We start from the raw sequence: 22407 nt of genomic DNA, 5'->3' as shown, positions 1-22407 counted from the left end.
GTCTATGAGAAAGAGGTATATTGCGGCGGTCGTCCCGGTGGTGCCTGTGACCATTGACTGAACCCATCCAGGCGTTCCATTCGGAAAGCAAAATCATAATCCGGCGTAACCAGACCTGTTGTTGCTCCCGGAAGTGCAGCTGCTGGAGCGGTTGCTCCACCTCCAGTTACACCTGACGCACCGGAGCTTGTCCCGGCGGAAGCATTCGCTGCTCCGGGAGAAGTTGCCGCAACAGACCAACTTGTTGGTCGTTCTGTGCGAGGCTGCAATGGAGATGCTGCATTATCATCATCTTGTTTCGAATTGGCTTCCAGGTTGCTCCGCACTTGTTCAGTGACAGATGGTTTAACAGTGTTCTGATCCACGAGGAATAACTCGTTATCAGGCAAATCTGCATTGACATCGGAATCCTGTGTCAGATCGGTTCCGTCAACAGGCAGTGCCTGCGGGACAACAGGTTGTTCTGGACGTACTCCTGGTTCCGGGGTGACCTCAATCACGTTGCCCGTAACCTGAACTGCGTCCTGCCCTTCCACGTTGTTCTGTGATGAAACAGGATCTGCGAGTGCACTCGTATTGGAAGTTTTAACATTCGGTGTTTTGACGACCGGCTGTTGTTCCGGAGTGACTACAGGCCGTTCCGGCTTCACACTTGGAATCTCCACCTTCTCCTGATCAGGATTGAGTTCAGCGGATACGTCTACAACAGGAACTTCTGCTTTCACAGAAGGTAGCTGGACATTCCCCTTACTCAGATCCACTTGAGATGAAGAGATATTGACCGAAGTAACCTCGGGTACATCCACCTTCACGGAAGGTAATTCAACCTTACCCTGCCGAAGGTTAGTTTTCACAGCAGACGTCTCTGCCTTGATTACCTCGGGTACCTCTGCGGTAACCTCGGGCAAGGAAGCTGTACCTTCGTTCAGATTCACCTGACTGCTTGATACATCGGCTTTGATCACCGGCGTATCCGCCTGTACAGACGGCAGTTCAACGGTTCCCTCCTTCGCATCAATACCTATCTCTGATGTTCCGGCCGATCCAAGCGGTGTATCTACTTTCAGCTCAGATACACTCAGCTTACCTGTGGATTCATTCGCTTTGATCGACGGAACTTCAACATCCAATAATGGTGTGGACACCGATACCGACGGAGTCAGGTTCAACCCGCCATCCGAATCGCGTGAGAGCAGATTCAGCGACAATCCGCTGGACGGTTTTTCAGAAGATATCTGAGCATCATCCGCATACACATGCGGAGATCCAAACCCCAGCATCAAGGTCCCGGCAAGTATTGCCAGTGGTATGCTTCCAAGACGTACTATGGATTTTGGTAACTTTACATTCAAGTTGCTTCACCCCCTTTCCGCTACTGCGTTGGTTGGTGGGACAAGGCATATGAGTTTTCCCCTAGGAATAATTAGAATACAGGGATTTCTGCCTGTTCCTCATTAAACGTGAAGGCGTTTACTCAAACGCATTTTAATCAAAAACTTTAAATTTGAAGTAAATTCAAACCTTCATTTCAATTGTTCTAACCTGAACAGATCCGGCATGTTTTTAGTCGCCTGCAATCATGGTCTTGGCGGCAATGGAGCCATTCAGATCGGCTTTTTCCCTGTTGCGTCTCATCAAATAAATCAAACCAAGCAGGGTCAGCAAAATACCTGAACAGACAAAAGCTGGCACTACACCGAATGAGGTGACCATGAATCCACCTACCACCGGGCCCATAATATTACTGGCTGTCATAATGCTGCCTACCGTTCCAAATACCCTGCCTGTCATTGGCTCGGGTGTCTGTTCCTGCAACAGGATTTGAAAGGGTACAATCGCAAACCCAATTCCAACACCTGCCAAGGCAAAGAGGGATGCTAGCAGCAGATTGGCACCCAGCCCGGCGTGCGGCCAAATTCCAACAATAACACCGGCTCCGCCGATAACCAGACCCATGAGTATGGTACCCAGACCCATTTTCAAAACATGCCCTGCATGCTTCCACTTGCGCACACTCATCGCTGCAATTAATGTACCTACACCACTGGCCGCCACACACCATCCCAGCAGATCACTTGAAATTCCGGGAAGCTGTCTGAATAACACCACGGTCTGTGAATCGGCAAATTGCAGAAAAAGTATGGCTGAAGCAAGCAAGATCAGAGACGTTCCTACATGAGGGAGAGATGCGAGCATGCGGATGCCCTCCTGTGTATCCTTCCAAAAAGAGTCTTTAGGGCGGTTGCGAACACCCCCAGCTGTCTCTTCCTCTACTTCTGTTACGTTATGAATTGCAGATTGGATCACCCGCGTTCCAGGAATCCACAATAAAATGATGCCGGAAATCAGAAAAGACGCTGAATCGAGAACAAAACACCAGGTGATGCCAAAAGCGGCTACCAACAGCCCTCCAAGCGCTGGACCGATAATTTTGGACATCTGTTCAATGATTGAGCTAATGGATACAGCTTGCGCAAGCTGCTCATGAGGTACAATTTCTTTCAGTTTTCCGTTCTTCGCAGGAGAAAAAATGACATCGAACAGGGATTTGAGGACAAGCAGTAGGTAGACATGCCAGATCTGATCAGCAAAAATCAACGCACCCACGATGATGATCCGTGCACCATCAGCTACAATCATCAGCCATTTTCGGTTTAGACGATCCGCAAGCGTGCCCGCGAATGGCCCTGTCAACAGAACAGGTAGTGCTGCAGATAGTGTGACAAATGTAATCTCCCATGGCGTTGCATTCCAGCGGATACCCACGAGGGTCAGGATTGCGAGCAGATGCAGCCAATCTCCCAGATTGGAAATGGCCTGAGCTACCATCAATGTTACAAAAGATCGGTTATTCTTCAGCGGTCGATGTCCTTCAAACGTTAAATCACTTGTCATGCTTCTTCTCCCCCATTACCTTCCGAATTCATGATATGAACTCATTATAAGAGAGCAGGGCTTGACTCAACCTCCTGCCAGAGGCGGAGAAGAAGCGGCACCTCAAGGATGATTTTTCGGTATGGTGAATGATCAAATTTTAAATGCTAAAAATGCAAATCTTGTGACATATCGCATGTTTTTCGTAGAAATAGAAGTTTACAATTAAACCATGGTGACAACCTGAATCTTCAAACATAACTAACCAACTAACCAACGCATATAAGTTGAAATTATTTTTAATATGAACAGCATAACGATGGGGATAACAGTGATTGGAAGGTTGTTCTATGCTCATCGTGGAAGGTTGTAACTTCATCATTTCAACTTATAAAACTAATCTGAAAAGGCGGGATCAGCATGCTGGAATTACAAGAAATCGGAACCGAACGTTCACTTCATCTGTACCGCACCTTGGCCCAGACATTCAAGAGCGTGAATGAACACGCTGTATCCGGAAGCAAAGTGCATGGCTTCAACCCCACCGCATACGGGGTGCTCGAAGTGTTATATATGAAAGGAGCTCAGCCGATTCAACAGGTTGGTGCACAGCTTCTGCTGCAAAGCGGGAATGTGACCTATGTGATTGATAAGCTGGAGCAAAAAGGATTGTTGCACCGCAAACATTGTCCGCAAGACAGACGGATCATTTTTGTGGAACTAACGGAAGAAGGCCAGCGCACCATGGATGACATCTATCCAGGCTATGCGATGAAGATCGATCGTGCTGTCAGTGGACTGAGTGAGGAAGACAAGGAATTGCTGTCCGAACTTTTGGGAAGGCTTGCACATTCTGCAGACCGTTTATCAGCGAACAGCTAGAGCTTATCTTCAAACCAGCCGAAAGCTGGAGCGTAACTGAATGTTCTGGAGCAGATATGGAGCGGGAGTCCTAACGAACCTGTGACGTCATATTTAGGGGTTTGAAGCGCTCGCAGCATTTTAAGGAATCTGACACACGCTATCCTTGAATAAACAGCCTTATACAAAGTGTTTTTCAGGTGATTTCGGGACATAACGTGTCTCATGTTTCTTACAATTTAAAAAGAGCAGCAGAAGGCCAAATAAGATGTCCTCCGTTCCTTAGAAATTTCGTCTGGAAGATTCACCAGGATGAGCATGTACTTTAAAATGCTTTTGACTCGGACATCCTCCAGCGTATCCCTCTCCTGAGTGAAGGTACACTCTAGTCCAATGCATGTGTGCCAATCAACAAAAAAACCGGATTTGCCTGACATCGGCGAATCCGGTTTTTCGTATACATCCACTTTTTACTTCGAGCCTTGAGGTTGCGGTGGAGCATCTGCATCTTCGGGTACAATTAAACGTTTGCGTAGAGCAAGCGTCGTTACCCAGGAGACCAGTGCAATGACAAACATAATGACAAACAGGGAATGCAAGCTTCCTTCCAGCACACTCCGCAGTAGCGCCCACTTATCATCCGATAGCGCCGCATCCGTATGTGGTGCTAGCAGTTCGTTCAGATCATTCTCCGATATTCCGGCCTCAGCCAGATTCTGCTCACTCGACAACGTGGAGATCCGATAATTCAACCAAGTGCCAAAAGCTGCTGCACCAATCGTCTGTCCCAAGGTACGCATGAACGTATGCAATGCCGTAGAAGAACCACGTTCCTTATATCCTACGGAAGACTGCGAGATAATGGTAAAGATCGTAAACGCAAATCCGAAGCCGAGACCATAAATAAATGTCAAAATAAATAGCACAGCCTGCGGGGATGTCCCTCCCACCAGAAAGAGTCCACCCGATCCGACCGCAATGCCGGTTACTCCAATCAATGCGGTCAACCGTGATCCAATCTTCATCAGCAGACGACCTGCGAGCACACTACCAATGAGCCAACCTACCGACATCGGAGCGAGTAGCAACCCCGATTCAGTCGCATTGCCTCCCCGAACCCCCTGCACCCAGAGCGGCAAATAACTGGTCAGACCGATCATCAGGGTACTGGTTAACAATCCGGCGATATTCGCCACACGAATGTCCCGAATTCGGAAGAGATGTAGTGGAACCATTGGGGCCTGAGCTCTTTTTTCCACCACAAAAAATAAAATAATAAACAGAGCGGCAACCACACTCAGTCCTACAATCAACGGAGAACTCCAGGCATAATACTGCCCACCCGCCGACAGGACAAATAACAATGCGGTAATGCCCACCGTGAAGGTCAGCGCACCGACATAGTCAATTTTGGCTGTCCGTGGAGAGATATCTTCCTTCAGGTAACGAAATACAAACCACATCGCGAGCAGTCCAAACGGCACATTAAAACCAAAGATCCACTGCCAACCAAGATTGTCTACAAAATAACCGCCAAGCAGCGGTCCTACCAAAGACGAAATCCCCCAAACGGAGCTGATCCATCCCTGGATTTTACCCCGTTCTTCAATGGAGTAGATATCCCCAATAATCGTAAATGTAACAGGAACCACCGCCCCCGCACCAATCCCCTGAATAGCACGGAAAATGATCAATTGCTCCATATTCTGCGACAGACAGCACAAGAGTGAACCCAGTAAAAATAAGGCACAACCAATCAGAAATACAGGCTTTCGTCCATACAAGTCACTAATTTTGCCGAAAATGGGCGTACTCACAGCCATCGTCAGCAGGTATGCGGTGAAAATCCAGCTCAGCAGCTGTACACTCCCCAGCTCACTGACAATGGTAGGCCCTGCCGGACCAATTACGGTGCCTTCAATCGCTGACAGAAATGTTGCGAGCAACAGCCCCGTCAAGATGAAACTGCGCTTCAAACCTCCAGTTGCATTCACACGAACCCTTCTCTCTTTGTTCTCTATATAATTGGTGCTTCTCCAACTTTGTTCTGTTTCTTCGTTTACGTGTAAATAAAAAACAAATATATACTGTCTCTTTATTTACCTTTCTTGCGAAGAAACTCATCATACAACATCGAATACATCACCATATCCTTGTATCCGGTGGATGTATGTTGCACCTGACGCAGCAGCCCTTCTCGCGTGAAGCCGCGGTTCGTCAGGAACTCACCGGAAGCCACATTACGCGGATCAACCAGCGCTTCAATTCGATTAAGCCCCATGGTCTCATACCCGAAGGGCAGCAATGCCGAGAAAGCCTCTGTCATATAACCGTGACGCCAATAGTCCCGTCCCAGCTCATAACCGATTTCCCCACGGAATGCGCCTTCAAGCTGCCATGTGTTAAATCCACAGCTGCCAATGAGCTTGCCTGTTTCTTTGAGTTCGATCCCCCAGCGGATCGCGTCCTCTTCCCCTGCCATTTGGTTGAGCAGTCCAATCATGTCCGCCGCTTCGCTTGTCCCAATCATGGGTGCAAGATTCATGTAACGGGTCACCTCGCGATCTGACCAGCATGCGAACATCTGGGCCGCATCCCTGCGACGCATTTTACGCAGACGAAGCCGCGCAGTCTCCATTTCGGGAATTCTTCCTTTGCATTTATACATATAAGACACTCCGATCCGATCCATCTCCGCAGACCATAAGATTCATTAGTCATCTAATCATAACCTGCGCCGAATGGCAACTGTTCAGTCACGGATACACGTCAAAAAACCGGGCCAATATCGCTCCCGGTCTTGTTGTCCGTATGGATCCATTCAAGTTTGAATGAATCACGTCATCGTGCTTGTCCGAATAAATTCTAGGCTTTGGACGTTTTCTTGTCCTTCGCCAGCAATTCGTCGCTAACCCGGCCAAGTACAGTGGTGATTTCCTTGAATTCTTCAATACCAGTCCCGGTTAGGCTCCATTGGTCCCCGTGGGCGGTCAGGAAGTTCTCCTGTGTCAGGTGTTCAAGCTCCTGCTTGATCTCCCGCTCTCCAACGCGATATCCCCGTTCTTCCAATAGGGGCAGCGCCTCGCTAACGTTCAAATCCTGATTTTGGGCGAAATATAGTAGATGAATCCGTACAAATAGATTCTGTACCTCTGCATGCATAAGCCAAGCTCCTTCCCGGGTTGTAGCCCTCCGTGGTTGCTAAGTAATTACCCCACGCGAGAAGCTGAGAAACAGGAGGATTCTTCTGGTATTCTCTTGCCTTTCCGAAATCCTCCGCTTGACTAACCGCATACTCTGCACTATCTTGAAAATAAGTACCATTTTGCTCGGGAGGGTGATTTACATGTTTCAAGCTGTTTCCTATGAAGGAACACGAAGTGAGCAGCACACCGCCGTCCTGGGACAGTTAAGTGCTCTGATCCGCGATGAACCTAGTGCGATTGCCAATCTGGCGAACGCTGCTGCGCTGCTCAATGTATTTATGACCGACACCAACTGGGTCGGCTTCTATCTGTATGATGGAAAAGAACTGGTCCTCGGACCATTCCAAGGACTGCCTGCCTGTATCCGAATTCCACTGGGACGTGGGGTATGCGGCACATCTGCTGCGGAAAAACGTACCCTGGTCGTTGACGATGTTCATGCCTTCCCAGGCCATATTGCCTGTGATGCAGCATCGAACAGTGAGATTGTTGTACCTATTATCATAAACGGTGAACTGTACGGGGTGCTGGATATCGACAGCCCGATCAAAAACCGTTTTGATGACGAAGACCGCATCTTCCTAGAGAAAGCCGTAAGCCTGCTTACTGAGCAGTTGGAAGCAACCGTATCTATTTAGGAAATGATGAACAAGGTGATCGGAGACTTCATCACATACGATGGTGAATGACCTGTAATAACAAAGAGCGCAGTCCTCCTAGAGGTCTGCGCTCTTTGTTATCCAAGTTGTTTCACACCCATGTTCTTGCTCGCCCATGTTACTTTATGCATCTAGGATAGATCGTGTTCCGCTTTAATCATCATCCCGTCCCGCAGGAATTCAGCCAACCTCGGGTGGTAACCATCATACATCTGGCGGAAATTTTTATGCTCTACATACAGATTGGCCAAATCCCGATAGATCTCAGCAGTGGGTGTATAATAACCTTTGATCCATTCAAGATGCCTGTCAATAATCCGTTGCACTTTCGCACTACCGGGTTCCAATCCATCCTCAATGGCCTGTTGCAAGTCAAGATGAACCTGATCAATTTTCGCTTGGGAATCCAGATAATCTTCTTTCGATTTTAACTCCTGGTCAGACTTCTGAACGCCCTCTTTCTGCACTCGTTTCACATCATTATTGACAGGGTTAGAACCCGATTCATTTAATAACTGATGACGCCCCTTATCCACAAAACCGATATACAGCTCATGTTCGTCCATTTCCTGTTCTCCTAGCAAATGCGCAATCGTTTTGTCCAGTGTCTGAATCAAACCATGCAAGCGGAGTGCCTTCTCCAGAATCTCAATGCGATGCTGTTTCATGATGCGTATGACATCCTGAGGATCATCCCTTAGCATAGGGCCAATCTCATTTTCCTCCATACCTACTTCCTTACAGAAAAGGATTTGCTGGAGTCTCATTAATTCCTGCTTTTCATAATAGATAGCTTCATCCGAATCCCCAAAGGCCGGATTCAGAAGACCTGTCTGCGCATACTGGCTCAGTTCGTTCAGACTTACGCCTGACATTCCTGATACATCAACCATGGAATATGCCATTTGAATACACCTCCTGCCTGTCCTGCAACTCCAGAGTTCAGGCTTATTATTTCATACTGCATTTTATTTGAATAATGAGAGAATATAAGACTTTCGGCAGTGCTGTACCGCTTCATTCCGCTCGTGCTATGGTTGGGTACATCATGCTTCGGTAATATGAGCGGCGTTTGGTCAGTTAAGTTGCGGTATGTTAACTATGTTATACCCGTCTCATCAGATGTGAACCCGCAGTCAGTGAAGAATCCGTATGTATTTTTTAAACTTTTTCCATGATCTTCAATTAAAAAATCCTGTGCCACTATTCTGGCACAGGAGCGTGTAGTTATATTTCCTTAACATACGGTATATTGAATAGAATAATGGAAGAAAGTTATCCTTTGTTAAACATGACAAACTTCAATTCTGTCATTTCTTCTACTGCATATTTTACACCTTCACGACCGATACCGCTCTGTTTCACACCGCCGTAAGGCATATGATCCACTCGGAACGTGGGAATATCATTAATCATAACTCCGCCTGCTTCGATCTGATCGACAGCATGGAGGGCGGTATGAATATCGTTTGTAAATACCCCTGCCTGAAGTCCGTAGATAGAATCGTTGACATGTTCAATACCCTCTTCAACGGAATCTACCGGATTGATCACCACGATGGGTGCAAACACTTCCTGGCAGGATACCTTGGCATCACGTGGAACGTTCACCAGCACCGTTGGACGCAGAACGCCTCCTTCAGCTTGACCGCCTGCTGCCACTTTAGCCCCGGCCTGTTTGGCTTCTTCAATCCAGTCGAGTGTACGCTGTACATCCTTGGAGGTAATCAGTGCAGACACCACCGTATCCGGGCTCAGTGGGTCTCCGATCACCACTTGTTTAGCCGCTTCAGCGAAACGCCGGATGAATTCTTCCGAGATATCACGATGTACGTAAATGCGCTGTAGGGAAATACATACCTGTCCCTGATACGTAAAAGCACCCGTCACACAACGCGGAACCACTTTGTCCAGATCTGCGTCCTTATCCACAATCACCGCTGCATTCGACCCAAGCTCCAATGTGACGCGTTTGAGTCCTGCTTTGCTGCGAATGCTCGTACCTACTGCTGGACTGCCTGTAAACGTAATATGGGCAACACGAGGGTGTTCAACAAGCACATCCCCAATAGTTTTGCCGTCACCACTCACCACGTTCAGTGCACCATCCGGCAATCCGGCTTCCTGAAGCAGATTAGCGATGTAATAGGAGGACAGGGGTGTCTGCTCCGCAGGTTTGAGAACAATGGTATTGCCTGCTGCCAGCGCTGGGCCTACCTTATGTGCTACCAGGTTCATTGGAAAATTAAAAGGCGTAATCGCACCGATGACACCTAGAGGTTGCCGCATCGTATAGCCGATACGCCCTTCTCCCCCTTTGGCTGCATCCATCGGAACCGTCTCACCGGTCAGCCGCTTGGCTTCTTCGGCGGCAAAACGATACGTTTCCACCGTACGGTCAACCTCGGCCAGTGCTGCGGTAATCGGCTTCGCCGCTTCAAGCGCAATGATTCGCGCTGCTTCTTCCTTGCGTTCTTCAAGCATGGAGGACAACTTGTACAGAATATCTGCACGCTGATGTGCAGGCATCTGGCGCATTGCCTTCCCGGCCTGAACCGCAGCTGCAACAGCAGCCTCCGCTTCCTCGGCTGAAGCCGACGAGACTTCTGCCAGCGTTTCCCCGGAGTATGGTGCTTGAAGTGTTTTATAATCTACGGATTCGGTCGGTTTGCCACCGATGAACAGATGTTGTTTTTTCATATGCTGCATCCTCCATGACTACAAGAATATGGCGTTATATTACCTTATCTATTTATACACTACTTTGGGCCCCTCAACCCACTCACTTATTTAACCGTCAGGACAGGGCACTCTGCATGTTTTAATACGCCATGGCTGACACTACCCAAAATCATCTCTGCGAGCATGCCTTTCCCGCCTGTACCTATTACGATCATTTCACAATCTCGTTCGCGCGCCACACGACAGATCTCATTGACGGGATCACCCGCAATCAGCAGGGTCTCATATGCAACGTCTCTTCCAGACAACTGTCTGGTCACAGGTTCTATGATATGTTTCCCTTCTTCAGCAATCCGAGCTTCCAAATCAACACCCAATGCAGGCTCATTAATAGAGATAGCTGGATTAACATGCACGATCAACAGACTTGCAGGTTGTTTCATATCCTCAGCCAGAATCAGCGCTTGCTCCAAAGCCTTATGCGCATGATCCGAACCATCAACAGCAACCAATATACGTTTCAGCATTGCAATTCCTCCAGTGAATTAATGAGATGTAATGGCGGAATCGATATCCCGCAGATGACGACGGCGTACCAGCAGTACCACGACACCAATGAGAACCATTAATGCGCCAAAATAAAACGGTGTTTCCGGCAGGAACCACTCGGACAATTTACCTGCAAGCCATGGAGCAAGTGCACCACCAAGGAAACGAACGAAGCTGTATGCAGCAGAAGCAACCGAACGCTCCACAGGTGCAGCTTCCATAACAGCCGTTGTAATCAATGTGTTGTTAATCCCAAGGAAGATCCCTGCCACAATGACCGCCACTATAACGGTAGTTGGTGACCCCATCACCGTACCCATGGCCATAACAACCAGATCGATCGCGAACAATGTAAGCATGACACTCATGGACGGCACCGAACCGAATCGGCGTTGCAGTCTTGGAGCAACAAATACCGACGTAATGGCCAGCATCAGTCCCCAACCAAAGAATACATAACCCAAGCCGTGCTCATCCAGATTCATGACATAAGGTGAATAGGCCATCAAAGTAAAGAAACCAAAGTTATATAGGAAGGCGGTAATCGCCAAAGTTTTCAGTGAAGGATAACTTAATGCTTTGAACGGATCAGACAACGAACTGCGTGTTTTTGGTTTTGCCATTTTGGGCAACATAAATGTAATGCTGATAAACGCAATTGCCATTAGTACAGCCACGCCATAGAACGGGCCACGCCAAGAGATGGAACCCAGCTCACCACCTAGCAGCGGACCAACTGCAATCCCGAGACCGAGTGCTGCTTCATACAAAATAATAGCCTTGGCTGTCCCTGAAGTGGACAGTCCCACAATAGCGGATAACGCTGTTGCGATGAACAAGGCATTACCAAGTCCCCAACCGCCCCGGTATCCGACCAATGCACCTACCGTGTCTGAGGTACCCCCAAGGAAGGAAAAGATAATAATCAACAATATGCCGCTAAGCAGCGTCCATTTCACACCGATCCGACTGGATACGACACCCGTAATCAGCATCGCTACCCCCGTTACAGCGTTATAGCTGGTAAATAGCAGCGACACTTGGCTTTTGGAAGCATGCAGCTGATCAGCAATTGCGGGCAAGATTGGGTCAACCAGACCCAGACCCATAAAGGATATGATACATGCAAAGGCGACCGCCCATACCGCTCTCGGTTGAGACAGCAAGCCCCCACGAGATGACGGCAATTCGTCCGGTAACGATGGCTCTCTTTTCATACGTAATTCCTCCTGTGAATGATTTATGTGGTGAATTTTTTTATTTGAAAATGTTGCGAAAGACAATGAAAACCCGTGTTCATTTTCAGAATTAGAGGTGACAAAACGGCACAAATGACACCGGAACATCCGGTGTTTGTACAGGATTGCCACAGTCACTATGGTGCTCACTCCATGTAGCGATTATGTGTATATACAGTTTTGTATATAACTTTGATTGGCTTCGGGTTACCCGTCTTCATCACTCTGCGGATCGTGTGCCTGTAATTTCTGAATACCGCTCCGAACGCGTTCTCGCAGCTCTTCCAATTCAGTCTGTACGGCATGTATGCTCTGAAGTTTCTGCTCAATCAGTTGCAGCTGACCATCTAGTGTTGTTTCCATCGTGTTGAGCTTCTCAATACGCTCTCTCACTTCGGTCGTCTGCTGGTAGTCAAAACGTTGTTCGTTCAGTGCATCTGCTGTTGCCACATAAGTATGTAGCTCCTGAAGAGAGAATCCAAGTACCTCTTTGGCACGAACCACCTTCTTCAGAAAATTGATATCGTCACGAGTGTACAACCGCGTTCCGCCATCTGTCCGCTGAGGTGAAGGCATGACACCAATCTCTTCATAATACCGAATGGTTCGCTTGGTCAAACCGCATTCCTTGGCTACGTCATCGATTTTATATAAACTCATTTCCCTCACCTCTCTTATATGTCCGTAATGTTATGTATATAATTATATATAATATTGACGTTAACGTCAACGTTAGATTTTATGCAAGAAGTATTAACAAGTTTAACAGCATCTTCGCTTCTCACTATCTTCAACAAAAAAAGACCCGCTTCACAAGCGAGTCTCCCCTCTAGACGATTCATTCATTTTACCTCAGACGTTCTGTTCATTCTGTTGTTGCTGCTGTTGTGCACGCTGCATTTGCTTCAAACGGCCTTCAACTCTGGTAAACAGTCTGAACGTATAGAACCCTGTAGCAACCAGACTCAGCACCAAAGCTCGTACATCTGTAAGCCAGAAACCGATAATGCCAAATATCGTGATAATCACACCAAATTGCATCATCAGATTGGCACTATAACTTTGCGCTTCGTCCCACAACTCGGGATTACTCATTGCACGCGGGGTTCGATACCCATATATCCCGTTAATCATTTTCGGTGGTTTTTTGAACACCATTAACCCCAGAATGAAATAGCACACACCAATGATGATCCCAACTACTGCTCCTGTCAAAACGTTCTCCCCTTCTCTGTTGTCTTCCATCGCTGCTTACACTGGCACTTCGATGACAGAATAACCTTTCAGGTTATTTCGTCTTCTCCGTTCTCGTGTAAATTGTGCAGTCAGTTAGACTTATCTACATAAAAATATAAAAACGGCTCTACGTATATACGAAGAGCCGCCTGGATCGTTTCGTAAACTTAGATATTCTTCACACGAAGTACACGCATGGCGTTCAGGACAGCCAGTACTGTGACACCGACATCCGAGAATACCGCTTCCCACATGGTGGCAATGCCGAACACACCCAGTAGCAGGAAGATCGCCTTAACCCCCAGAGCAAACGCGATATTTTGCCACACAATCATGCGTGTACGCTTTGCAATGCGGATTGCGCTCGCAAGTTTGGACGGTTCATCGGTCATGATGACCACGTCTGCCGCTTCAATGGCAGCATCTGAACCGAGTCCACCCATCGCTACGCCCACGTCGGCTCGTGCCAGCACAGGTGTATCGTTGATACCATCACCGACAAACACCATTTTTTCCTTCGGAGATTTGGCCGCTTCCAATTGCTCCAGTCGTTCGACTTTATCCTGTGGCAACAATTCAGCATAGACCTCATCCACACCCAGCTCACGTCCTACCGCTTCACCCACGGCTTTGGCATCTCCTGTCAGCATAACCGTTTTGCGGATGCCAAGCTTCTTCAGCGTCTGAATAGCAGCTGCTGCATCGTCCTTCACTTCATCAGCAATGATCAGATGACCAACATATGTGCCAGCTTCAGCAACATGCACTATCGTTCCGGCCGTCTCAGGTGTGGTATAGGATATACCGGCCTGCTTCATTAATTTAGCGTTGCCTGCCAGCACTTCCCTACCATCCACGCTCACCTTGATCCCGTGTCCGGCAACTTCATCATAACCTTCCACACCTTGTGTAGGAATCGCTTTGGCCCAAGCTGCGCGAATGGATTCGGCAATCGGATGATTGGAATTAGCTTCGGCAATGGCTGCCAGTTTCATTAGTTCTTCTTCCGTGCGTTCGCCTTCGGGGCGAATGGCTGTTACTTTGAATACACCTTTGGTTAGTGTACCCGTTTTATCAAAAACGACAACTTTCACATCGTTTAATGCTTCAAGATAGTTACTGCCTTTGACAAGAATCCCGTTACGTGAAGCCGCTCCGATACCACCGAAGAATCCAAGTGGAATAGATACCACCAGCGCACAAGGGCATGAGATGACCAGGAAGACCAATGCACGATAGATCCAGTCGGCAAATGTTGCACCACTGAGTATCAACGGCGGAACAAATGCAATCAGGGCTGCAAGGATCACAACAACCGGGGTGTAATAACGGGCGAATTTACTAATAAAATGCTCTGTTTTTGCCTTCCGGCTACTCGCGTTCTGCACCAGATCCAAAATTTTGGATACCGTTGATTCACCAAACGTTTTGGTTACTTCAATGGTCAACATCCCGTTTTTGTTTACAAATCCACTAAGTGCATCACTTCCGGGCTCCAGCTCACGAGGTACTGACTCACCTGTCAGGGCAGAAGTATCCACCATGGAACGCCCAGCTTGAACGATACCATCCAGCGGTACTCGCTCTCCTGCCTTCACGACAATACGATCACCGATCCGTACGTCTTCCGGAGATACCCGCCGTGTCTCGTCACCCGAACCCGTCAGGATATTCGCGTAGTCCGGGCGAATGTCCATCAGGGACTGAATGGACTTACGTGACCGATTAACCGCCATGCCCTGAAACAGCTCTCCGAGCTGATAGAAGAGCATGACCGCTACCCCTTCCGGATACTCTCCAATGGCAAAGGCACCCAAGGTAGCGACGGACATGAGGAAGTATTCATCGAACACCTGACCGCGGATGATGTTTTTGGACGCCTGGAGCACGATATCTCCCCCGGCAATCAGATACGCGAGCGCATATAGGGTGAACTGTGCCCAGCCCTCCAGCGGCGACCAGATCGCAGCTGCGAGCAACACAGAACCGGCAGCAAGACGAGCAAGCAATATTTTGGTCTGACCTGCACCATGTTCATGTGAATGGCCTGCATGAGCATCGTGATCATGGGTATGGCTGTGATCGTGATTATGTCCAGCATGACTTCCGTGATCGTGTGTGTTTCCCTGCGGATCTCCATGATCATGAGTATGCGAGTGATCGCCATGTGTATGTGAATGTCCATGATCATGTCCGGCATGGTCATGACGGTGTTCGTGTGAACCAGCCGCACTCCCTGCATGAGTCTGTACATGTCCGTTTACTTGTTTTCCTTTTTCCGAGATACGAATATGAGGCTCCAGCCGAAGCACTTTGCGCTTCGCTTCTTCAACTACTTGTTCATCCATATCGGAGGTGGTGTGTAGCGATAATGTTTTAGTAACAAAATTGACGGAGCATTCATTAATGCCCTTAATTTTTTTAACGCCGTTCTCGATCTTTAATGCGCAGTTCGCACAGTCCAGTCCATCAAGCAGCAGTTCCCTTTTCACCTGTTCCTGTCCGGTTCCCATGTGAATTCTCCCCTTTGCAGTACAAAAACAATGTTATCATCCAACTACATTCAATATATGAGCATTCATTCATATGTTTAATTACCCCTATTATATGCACGCCCAAACATGAGTGTCAACATCCGTTGTTGATTTTTCATACAGATTATGCTAATAGTAATCATTTCGCTTTAGGCCGTTTTTGGATATAATAGAGCTATAGTTGTTAACATAGGCGGTGATATGAAATGGAACAACCGGTTAAAGCACCAAGCGAATGTGATGCAACCTGCTCGGGTACTGAAGCGGATGTGCAGACGATTCGCACTTCACTCATAGATCGGGATACCTCTTCCGAGATGGCAGATTGGTTCAAGGCATTCAGCGACCCAACACGGCTACGTATTATTGATGCGCTGTTACAGAAGGAATTATGTGTGCATGACCTGACGGTTCTGCTCGACATGGGACAGTCGGCCATTTCACACCAGTTGCGTTCACTCCGCAATATGCGGATCGTCAAGCGGCGCAAGGAAGGCAAGACCGTGTACTACTCTCTGGATGATACTCATATTGAGCAGATTTTCCTGCAAACGCTCCAGCATATTAAACACAGCTAGGCAGCCGCCAAGCTGGTTCATGAAGAAGAACCCCCGCCTCTCGGCTATATGCCGATGGACGGGGGTTCTTCTTGGTAAGGGTACCGTTTTGAACAGAATACAAAGTGACTATTCCTTCCGATTACCGATCAGTTGGAGAGCATGCCACTTCGGTTATAAAAGATTGTTCTTGTTTGGATCGTACAGGCCGGATCTGTCCTTGAACCAGTTAAAGATATGCGATACACATACTTTCAGCACCGCGTATCCTGGAACAGCGAGCAAAATGCCTACGACTCCAAACAGATTACCTGAAGTCAGGATGACAAAGATAATCGTGATAGGATGGATCTTCAACGTTTTACCCATGATCTGTGGTGAGATGAATTTACCTTCGATTAACTGCACGATCGTCCATACGGCAACCATTTTCAACAGCATCACCGGCGAAGTGACGAGTGCCACGATCAACGCAGGTGTAATTGCAATTGCAGGTCCCAAGTACGGAACAACACTTGTAAACGATGCGATTATTGCAAGAATCAGTGCATAATCCAGACCAATGACCATATATCCGATGTAGAGCAGAATACCGATGCAGAAGCTGACGATAATCTGTCCACGGATGAATGAACTGATCTGGTGATTGATGTCTTCCAACACATGCATTGCACCCGTACGACTCTTGATTGGCAGGAAAGACAGAATTTTCGCCGGCAGCTTCTTGCCGTCTTTCAGCAGATAGAACAGGATGAACGGGACAGTTACGATGGACAGCACGGTCTCCGTGAAAGCTCCGAGGAATCCGCCCAACTTGGTCCAGGTCGAGTTCAAAATTTCAGTGGCCTTTTGGGAGATGGTTCCCCACCAATCCTGAGAATTCAAATTCACCGTCTCCTGGAACTGACTGAACAGTTTACTGCCCGTAAGCTCCTCAAACTGCTGTTTTACCGTCTCACTGTACGTTGGGAAATTCTCAATCAGCCCCACAATCTGGTTACGCACAACCGGAATAACCGCCAACACGACGACTGTCAGAATGCCTCCTATTGCAAGATACAGGATCAGAATGGACCAGCCGCGCTTGATTTTCCATCTCTCCATCACATCCACAATCGGATTCAGCAGATAGTAGAGTATGCCTGACAGAATGATAGGTAACACAATGGTTTTGATGAGTACTGCGAGCGGATGAAGAACAAAGGATACTTTGGTCAGAACCATGACGTTTAGTCCCACCAACAGCAGAATCAGCAGAAATAGGACAAACTTGTTGTTAAGAAAAAATCGCTTGAACCGCTCCGGCCAAACGCGGGGTTGCTCAGGTTGCTCCATAGGCGTGTCGTCCTCTCATATGTATCCTTAATCAAAACAAGCTTTAAATCTGATAAATGTCCCTTGCCTGAAAAAAATAAAGTCCCTTGTACAAGCCAACATATGTATAACTCTCTGGATTTATACGTATGGCGCTGATTAACCGTTTCAAATTAAACCGGTAAAGTCATTTTACCCCATAATGAGTCTTCTGCCCCACATGAATTATTTGAAAATTTTCCCTACTCAAAAACGGTCCGCCTCACTGGGAGACGAACCGTCAATTTAGATCTATAGCTTACTGTTAAGCCAGCTTTTATGGTAAAAATTAAAGATTAGGCTTTTCCCGCCAATTGTGCGATTAACTCATAGGAATGCAGACGCGCCTTATGATCATAGATCATCGACGTAATAATCAGCTCATCTGCCTGCGTCTGCCGAATGAAGGATTCCAGCTGTCCACGAACGGTTTCTGGGGAACCATTAACAGCGGCCTTCAGCGTCTGCTCCACACCAGCTTTCTCGCGGTCCGTCCACTTGCCTTCCATCTCAGCCGGAGGCTGTACCAATCCCGTTGTGCCGCGAATAATGTTCAGGAACTGCTGTTGCATCGTTGTACCCAGCCATGCTGCTTCCTCATCTGTATCCGCAACAACAGCGTTGACCCCAACAATCACATGTGGTTCCTTCAAGTGATCAGATGGTTGGAAATTGTTTCGATACGTTTCCAGTGCAATCCGGGTGTAATCGGGCGAGAAGTGACTGGCAAAAGCAAACGGCAATCCCAGCTGACCTGCCAGACGTGCGCTGAAATCACTGGACCCGAGCAGATAGATTGGAATATTCAATCCTTCTCCAGGAACTGCGCGAACAGGCGCATGATAAGACGTCGCCGAAGCATCAAAGTATGCTCTGAGCTCTGCGAGCAGCTCCGGGAAATCTTCCCCGCTATTCAGATCTTTGCGTAGCGCAAGCGATGTCCGGCGATCACTGCCTGGTGCACGACCCAGTCCCAAGTCAATTCTGCCAGGATACAAGGATTCCAGTGTACCGAACTGCTCAGCAATCACAAGCGGTGCATGGTTTGGCAACATGATGCCTCCTGAACCCAGACGAATCGTTTTGGTTCCACCAGCAAGATATCCGATAACGACCGAGGTTGCAGAAGAAGCAATACCTTGCATGTTGTGATGTTCTGCTACCCAGTAACGGTGATATCCCCAACGCTCAGCATGCTGTGCCAGATCCAGACTGTTGCGCAAGGCATCGGCTGGTGTTGCGCCTACAACAACTGGAGCCAAATCAAGGATGGAAAGCTTAACGTCTTGAATATGTTCTTTATGAGATGAAGCTGTATTTTCTGTAGTCATTATCGTTTAATCCCCTCGATGATTATATTTTTGTATATCCAGATATATAGATTAATTAAACCGCAACTGGATGTAGTGATGTGATACTGAACTAGCCGTTTACATCCGGACGGAATCCCTGCCTGCATGTGCATCCTAGCTTCCGTTCCGGCATCCGGCTTATAACTCGTTCTGCACGTACTCGGCAAACTGACGGATCGTCTCTTCATTGCGCCGATAATACGTCCATTGTCCTCTTCGCTCAGAGAGCAGTAACCCTGCCTTGAGCATGGTCAGCAGATAACTGGATATAACCGACTGAGCCAGTCCAGCCTTCAGTTGAATCGTGCCGACACAGATTCCGTTTTTGCCCCCATCCGGATGCTGGGACAGTTCCAACGGTGAAAAGTGTTGCTCCGGGCTTTTGAGCCACAACAGGATTTGTCTACGTGTCTCGTTCGATAATGCTTTGAATATAAGTATAGGTTCCATGGGTACGATTATACCCCCTTTCAGGCATTTTGCAAACACATGAAACAAACAAACCGACTCATGATCGAGTCGGTCTGGTATCATATGGAATCCCTATAGGAAACCAAAATCTATATTAGAATCTGGTCGTTACCGTCTGTTTAACCTGATCCAACATGGCTTGATATGCGGGTGCATCCAGGTATCCAATGCTACCGAAGAGCAGATGATCTACGGCTTCAATGCCTACAAAATCGAAGATACCTACGTCCGAAGTTATTTTCAATCCAGCAGTCATGCCAATCTGATCATAAATTTCACTTGGTGTACCATGTGTGTTGATGATGAGTCCTTTTTTGCCTGTCAGCAATTTCTCGATTCCCGCTTCACCTGCTGCATATGCAAAACCATAGGCGAATACACGGTCAACATATCCTTTCATAATGGCAGGAAGTCCTGTCCACCAGATCGGATAGATGAATGTAATGGCTTCTGCGTCAGTAACATACTGTTGCTCTGTGGCGATATCCTGTGGTGTCTGTCCTGCGCGCATGGAAGCTGTATCGGCTTCAGTCAGTACGGGTTGGAATCCAAGCTTATACAAGTCACGAACAACCACTTCATGGCCTTGAGCTTCGAGAGCTTCTACAGCAGTATTGAGGATTGTGTTATTAAAGCTGTCTGTGTGCGGGTGAGCATATACGATAAGATGTTTCATAGTGTGAATCCCTCCAGGTTTGGTTTGAGTTAGGTTTCGAAAATGGGGTTACATTGATACGTCCCCATATACATAGATATCTATGTATATGGACAAAAATATTTGGGCTCCTCTGCCTCCATCCCAGTCAAATCTGGAAGGGTTGCAGACAGAAGAGTTCATTCATTATAACTTTCGGACAATACTGGACAGCAAGCTCTCCAATTGCTCCGACTGTTCATCGGACAGACCACTATAGATGATGTCATTAATCTGCTCTGATACCTGATGGAAGATCGGTTCGAGCCGCTTCCCCTGCTCAGTGAGGCGAATCATCGTCACCCGGCTATCTTCGGCACTCTTACTGCGTTCAACATAACCGAGCTTCTCCAGCTTGTTGACCAGTACCGTTACCGTTGGTTGCGTGCGTTGAACACGTTCTGCCAACATCTTGATTGACAGCGTCTCTTCACGGTACAAGAACATCAATACATCTCCATGAGAAGGTACAATGCCTGTCACTTCATGCTGTTCCAATTCGTGAACAATCCGTTTGTTGACATGATCTCTGATTCTTGCAATCAGTGCAATTGCGTTGTATTTTGGCATGACCTCATTATACATAGACATCTATGTATGTTCAAGTTCTTTTTTATCTAAAAACAAAAAGCCCGATAGTTTCCATCCTTGTACCTGTGGAAACTATCGGGCTGTTTCGATCCTGTTTTGTTTTTCTGATCCTCTATACTATAATGTTAGATCTTGATCTTAAACCTTGATATTAGATCATCGTTCCTTGACTCATGTTGAATTTTGCTGAATTCAGTTAATCCATTGGGAGATTTTCTCAACCGATTGTCGGGACTTTTCACGCGTGGGCTCCTCTACCCGATAACCGAAGGCTGCCATCACCGAGACGTCCCATGCACCATTCTCCAGCAAACCCTCTTCTTCCATAATTCGATGGACATCGTCACGGCTGAAACCTTCGATCGGACAAGAATCAATCTCGATTTGAGCTGCCGCCGTCATCATGTTGCCAAGTGCAATATACGTCTGTTTGGATGCCCAGTCGAATAATGATCGTGGATTATCCAGAATTCTCTGGTTATTTTGGAACTTTCCATAAGCCTGACTTGTTAGCTCAAATACGTCGTCCGGCATTCCTTTTGTTTCCTTCAACATGTATTCCGCATAGGGAGAATTATAACTGGCATCGGACCGGGCCAAAATAACAACAAAATGGCTTGCTGTTGCCAATTGCTTTTGAGCGCCGGAAGAAACTTCGGACAGACGCTTGCGCAGGTTCGGATTTTGTACAATCAGAAATTTCCACGGTTCAAGTCCAATGGAACTTGGAGATAATCTGCCGGTTTCCAATATAAATTGGAAATCCTCATCCGAAATTTTGCGGGTATCATCAAAGATCTTTGTTGCATGTCGGAAATGATAAGCCTTTAAAATGTCTTCCTTTTTCTTTGACTTTGCTGTAACTTCCATGGAGCTCCACGTCCTTTTTTATATTTTTTATGTTGAATCGTTAGTCTCTAATTTTGGATTTGCTTAAGTATTAGTTTAGAATCTATATCCTAAAATGAAAAGTACGCACATTATTGTTTCTAAGTTTCCAAAAGTAACTATTGTGTCCTAACAAGGAAAATAGCCGTTGCTGGATCATATATCTTCTCCCCAGACGGCATTTTTTCACACATGAAGTTTACAGTTGCTCCATAAATTCATTTTCAGAAATGACGGTATATCCTTCTTGTCTCCGCAATGCTGAGGTGACACCTTCTCCAGCTACCATGTGGTTGGCAAAACTCCCATCATAGATCATCTGTGTACCACAGGACGGACTGAACTCCTTCAATACCACACATGACACATTCAATTTTCGCGCCCAATCGAGCGTCTGATAGGCTCCCTTGATATACAGGTCCGTGACGTCCTTGCCACTTTTCTCGATCACTTTTGCAATGCCTGCCAGTACGTCCTTGCCTGTTCCACCGATAATTTCAGCCGGTTCCCGTGGAGTGGAGAATCCGCCAAGCAGCTCCGGACACACCATCTTCGCCTGCTCCTGCTCCACAAGCTCCTGAATTTTCTCATCCAGGCTCGCTGTTCCATTGTAACGGCAAGCTACCCCCGCCAGACAAGAACTCACCAAATATTTCATCATT

The 22407-nt window shown here is 47.3% G+C and carries 22 protein-coding genes; 3 read left to right on the top strand and 19 right to left on the bottom strand.

The window, feature by feature from the left end; genetic code table 11:
* Window positions 1–2: 2 nt before the first annotated feature.
* Window positions 3–1352: a hypothetical protein gene (locus tag NLBNIHML_RS20585; protein WP_494352623.1), complete on the bottom strand. Its 1350-nt coding sequence runs from the start codon at window positions 1350–1352 to the stop codon at window positions 3–5.
* Window positions 1353–1563: 211 nt separating this feature from the next.
* Window positions 1564–2895: an MFS transporter gene (locus NLBNIHML_RS20580; RefSeq protein ID WP_339239397.1), complete on the bottom strand. Its 1332-nt coding sequence runs from the start codon at window positions 2893–2895 to the stop codon at window positions 1564–1566.
* Window positions 2896–3294: 399 nt separating this feature from the next.
* Between NLBNIHML_RS20580 and NLBNIHML_RS20575 the strand changes: the two genes are divergently transcribed.
* Window positions 3295–3756, top strand: coding sequence for a MarR family winged helix-turn-helix transcriptional regulator (locus NLBNIHML_RS20575; protein WP_339258681.1), 462 nt, complete (start codon window positions 3295–3297; stop codon window positions 3754–3756).
* Between the two features lie 449 nt (window positions 3757–4205).
* Here the strand turns inward: NLBNIHML_RS20575 and NLBNIHML_RS20570 are convergent, their stop codons facing one another.
* The 3 genes from NLBNIHML_RS20570 to NLBNIHML_RS20560 form a co-directional block, all read right to left on the bottom strand.
* Window positions 4206–5711 (bottom strand): MDR family MFS transporter, encoded by a 1506-nt coding sequence (locus NLBNIHML_RS20570; protein ID WP_494354733.1) that lies wholly within the window; start codon window positions 5709–5711, stop codon window positions 4206–4208.
* A 119-nt stretch (window positions 5712–5830) separates the two neighbouring features.
* Window positions 5831–6403, bottom strand: a complete 573-nt coding sequence (locus NLBNIHML_RS20565) for a GNAT family N-acetyltransferase (protein ID WP_339239394.1) — start codon at window positions 6401–6403, stop codon at window positions 5831–5833.
* A 197-nt stretch (window positions 6404–6600) separates the two neighbouring features.
* The gene (locus tag NLBNIHML_RS20560; RefSeq protein ID WP_339239393.1) at window positions 6601–6897 is read right to left on the bottom strand and encodes a hypothetical protein; all 297 of its coding nucleotides are present in this window, start codon (window positions 6895–6897) and stop codon (window positions 6601–6603) included.
* Window positions 6898–7081: 184 nt separating this feature from the next.
* Here NLBNIHML_RS20560 and NLBNIHML_RS20555 point away from each other — a divergent pair, with 184 nt between their 5' ends.
* Window positions 7082–7579 carry a GAF domain-containing protein gene (locus NLBNIHML_RS20555; RefSeq protein WP_339239392.1) on the top strand — a complete coding sequence of 166 codons (498 nt, stop codon included), beginning with the start codon at window positions 7082–7084 and terminating at the stop codon, window positions 7577–7579.
* 152 nt (window positions 7580–7731) lie between these two features.
* Here NLBNIHML_RS20555 and NLBNIHML_RS20550 read toward each other — a convergent pair whose 3' ends face one another.
* The 7 genes from NLBNIHML_RS20550 to NLBNIHML_RS20520 all read right to left on the bottom strand — a co-directional run bounded on the left by NLBNIHML_RS20550 (window position 7732) and on the right by NLBNIHML_RS20520 (window position 15818).
* Window positions 7732–8505, bottom strand: a complete 774-nt coding sequence (locus tag NLBNIHML_RS20550; RefSeq protein ID WP_494352622.1) for a MerR family transcriptional regulator — start codon at window positions 8503–8505, stop codon at window positions 7732–7734.
* A gap of 370 nt (window positions 8506–8875) precedes the next feature.
* On the bottom strand, window positions 8876–10300 hold the full coding sequence (locus NLBNIHML_RS20545) for an aldehyde dehydrogenase family protein (protein ID WP_342571760.1): 1425 nt from the start codon (window positions 10298–10300) through the stop codon (window positions 8876–8878).
* Between the two features lie 86 nt (window positions 10301–10386).
* Complete coding sequence (locus NLBNIHML_RS20540; protein ID WP_494352621.1) at window positions 10387–10809, bottom strand: universal stress protein; 423 nt, start codon at window positions 10807–10809, stop codon at window positions 10387–10389.
* 18 nt (window positions 10810–10827) lie between these two features.
* A complete protein-coding gene (locus tag NLBNIHML_RS20535; RefSeq protein ID WP_339239386.1) occupies window positions 10828–12048 on the bottom strand; it encodes an MFS transporter in 1221 nt (406 codons plus the stop codon).
* Between the two features lie 228 nt (window positions 12049–12276).
* The gene (locus NLBNIHML_RS20530) at window positions 12277–12729 is read right to left on the bottom strand and encodes a MerR family transcriptional regulator (protein WP_342571759.1); all 453 of its coding nucleotides are present in this window, start codon (window positions 12727–12729) and stop codon (window positions 12277–12279) included.
* Window positions 12730–12921: 192 nt separating this feature from the next.
* Window positions 12922–13284, bottom strand: a complete 363-nt coding sequence (locus NLBNIHML_RS20525) for an SdpI family protein (RefSeq protein WP_494352620.1) — start codon at window positions 13282–13284, stop codon at window positions 12922–12924.
* A 188-nt stretch (window positions 13285–13472) separates the two neighbouring features.
* Window positions 13473–15818, bottom strand: a complete 2346-nt coding sequence (locus tag NLBNIHML_RS20520; RefSeq protein WP_494352619.1) for a heavy metal translocating P-type ATPase — start codon at window positions 15816–15818, stop codon at window positions 13473–13475.
* A 227-nt stretch (window positions 15819–16045) separates the two neighbouring features.
* Here NLBNIHML_RS20520 and NLBNIHML_RS20515 point away from each other — a divergent pair, with 227 nt between their 5' ends.
* Window positions 16046–16417 carry an ArsR/SmtB family transcription factor gene (locus tag NLBNIHML_RS20515; protein WP_339239382.1) on the top strand — a complete coding sequence of 124 codons (372 nt, stop codon included), beginning with the start codon at window positions 16046–16048 and terminating at the stop codon, window positions 16415–16417.
* Window positions 16418–16570: 153 nt separating this feature from the next.
* On the opposite strand, the gene NLBNIHML_RS20510 is transcribed toward NLBNIHML_RS20515, so the two are convergent.
* From NLBNIHML_RS20510 to NLBNIHML_RS20480, 7 genes are all read right to left on the bottom strand, one after another.
* The gene (locus tag NLBNIHML_RS20510; protein WP_494352618.1) at window positions 16571–17731 is read right to left on the bottom strand and encodes an AI-2E family transporter; all 1161 of its coding nucleotides are present in this window, start codon (window positions 17729–17731) and stop codon (window positions 16571–16573) included.
* A gap of 314 nt (window positions 17732–18045) precedes the next feature.
* Window positions 18046–19080 carry an LLM class flavin-dependent oxidoreductase gene (locus NLBNIHML_RS20505; protein ID WP_339239381.1) on the bottom strand — a complete coding sequence of 345 codons (1035 nt, stop codon included), beginning with the start codon at window positions 19078–19080 and terminating at the stop codon, window positions 18046–18048.
* A 159-nt stretch (window positions 19081–19239) separates the two neighbouring features.
* Window positions 19240–19551, bottom strand: coding sequence for an ArsR/SmtB family transcription factor (locus NLBNIHML_RS20500; protein ID WP_339239380.1), 312 nt, complete (start codon window positions 19549–19551; stop codon window positions 19240–19242).
* A gap of 115 nt (window positions 19552–19666) precedes the next feature.
* On the bottom strand, window positions 19667–20248 hold the full coding sequence (locus NLBNIHML_RS20495; protein WP_494352617.1) for an NAD(P)H-dependent oxidoreductase: 582 nt from the start codon (window positions 20246–20248) through the stop codon (window positions 19667–19669).
* A gap of 165 nt (window positions 20249–20413) precedes the next feature.
* Window positions 20414–20836, bottom strand: a complete 423-nt coding sequence (locus tag NLBNIHML_RS20490; RefSeq protein ID WP_494352616.1) for a MarR family winged helix-turn-helix transcriptional regulator — start codon at window positions 20834–20836, stop codon at window positions 20414–20416.
* Window positions 20837–21049: 213 nt separating this feature from the next.
* The gene (locus NLBNIHML_RS20485) at window positions 21050–21727 is read right to left on the bottom strand and encodes an NAD(P)H-dependent oxidoreductase (RefSeq protein WP_494352615.1); all 678 of its coding nucleotides are present in this window, start codon (window positions 21725–21727) and stop codon (window positions 21050–21052) included.
* Window positions 21728–21944: 217 nt separating this feature from the next.
* Window positions 21945–22403: a 2-thiouracil desulfurase family protein gene (locus NLBNIHML_RS20480; RefSeq protein ID WP_494354732.1), complete on the bottom strand. Its 459-nt coding sequence runs from the start codon at window positions 22401–22403 to the stop codon at window positions 21945–21947.
* Between the last annotated feature and the right edge of the window lie 4 nt (window positions 22404–22407).

It is taken from the genome of Paenibacillus sp. JNU01, from assembly GCF_059130585.1.
Note: the sequence above shows the minus strand (reverse complement) of the source record. Positions and strands in the feature narration are given on the sequence as shown.

Bases quoted from the DNA above. Each gene is read 5' to 3' on its own strand.
- NLBNIHML_RS20500 (WP_339239380.1), bottom strand. From the start codon at position 19,551: ATGGAACCTATACTTATATTCAAAGCATTATCGAACGAGACACGTAGA.
- NLBNIHML_RS20485 (WP_494352615.1), bottom strand. From the start codon at position 21,727: ATGGAAGTTACAGCAAAGTCAAAGAAAAAGGAAGACATTTTAAAGGCT.
- NLBNIHML_RS20505 (WP_339239381.1), bottom strand. From the start codon at position 19,080: ATGACTACAGAAAATACAGCTTCATCTCATAAAGAACATATTCAAGAC.
- NLBNIHML_RS20530 (WP_342571759.1), bottom strand. From the start codon at position 12,729: ATGAGTTTATATAAAATCGATGACGTAGCCAAGGAATGCGGTTTGACC.
- NLBNIHML_RS20495 (WP_494352617.1), bottom strand. From the start codon at position 20,248: ATGAAACATCTTATCGTATATGCTCACCCGCACACAGACAGCTTTAAT.
- NLBNIHML_RS20490 (WP_494352616.1), bottom strand. From the start codon at position 20,836: ATGCCAAAATACAACGCAATTGCACTGATTGCAAGAATCAGAGATCAT.
- NLBNIHML_RS20515 (WP_339239382.1), top strand. From the start codon at position 16,046: ATGGAACAACCGGTTAAAGCACCAAGCGAATGTGATGCAACCTGCTCG.
- NLBNIHML_RS20555 (WP_339239392.1), top strand. From the start codon at position 7,082: ATGTTTCAAGCTGTTTCCTATGAAGGAACACGAAGTGAGCAGCACACC.
- NLBNIHML_RS20565 (WP_339239394.1), bottom strand. From the start codon at position 6,403: ATGTATAAATGCAAAGGAAGAATTCCCGAAATGGAGACTGCGCGGCTT.
- NLBNIHML_RS20535 (WP_339239386.1), bottom strand. From the start codon at position 12,048: ATGAAAAGAGAGCCATCGTTACCGGACGAATTGCCGTCATCTCGTGGG.
- NLBNIHML_RS20560 (WP_339239393.1), bottom strand. From the start codon at position 6,897: ATGCATGCAGAGGTACAGAATCTATTTGTACGGATTCATCTACTATAT.
- NLBNIHML_RS20575 (WP_339258681.1), top strand. From the start codon at position 3,295: ATGCTGGAATTACAAGAAATCGGAACCGAACGTTCACTTCATCTGTAC.
- NLBNIHML_RS20540 (WP_494352621.1), bottom strand. From the start codon at position 10,809: ATGCTGAAACGTATATTGGTTGCTGTTGATGGTTCGGATCATGCGCAT.
- NLBNIHML_RS20580 (WP_339239397.1), bottom strand. From the start codon at position 2,895: ATGACAAGTGATTTAACGTTTGAAGGACATCGACCGCTGAAGAATAAC.
- NLBNIHML_RS20480 (WP_494354732.1), bottom strand. From the start codon at position 22,403: ATGAAATATTTGGTGAGTTCTTGTCTGGCGGGGGTAGCTTGCCGTTAC.
- NLBNIHML_RS20520 (WP_494352619.1), bottom strand. From the start codon at position 15,818: ATGGGAACCGGACAGGAACAGGTGAAAAGGGAACTGCTGCTTGATGGA.
- NLBNIHML_RS20510 (WP_494352618.1), bottom strand. From the start codon at position 17,731: ATGGAGCAACCTGAGCAACCCCGCGTTTGGCCGGAGCGGTTCAAGCGA.
- NLBNIHML_RS20550 (WP_494352622.1), bottom strand. From the start codon at position 8,505: ATGGCATATTCCATGGTTGATGTATCAGGAATGTCAGGCGTAAGTCTG.
- NLBNIHML_RS20545 (WP_342571760.1), bottom strand. From the start codon at position 10,300: ATGAAAAAACAACATCTGTTCATCGGTGGCAAACCGACCGAATCCGTA.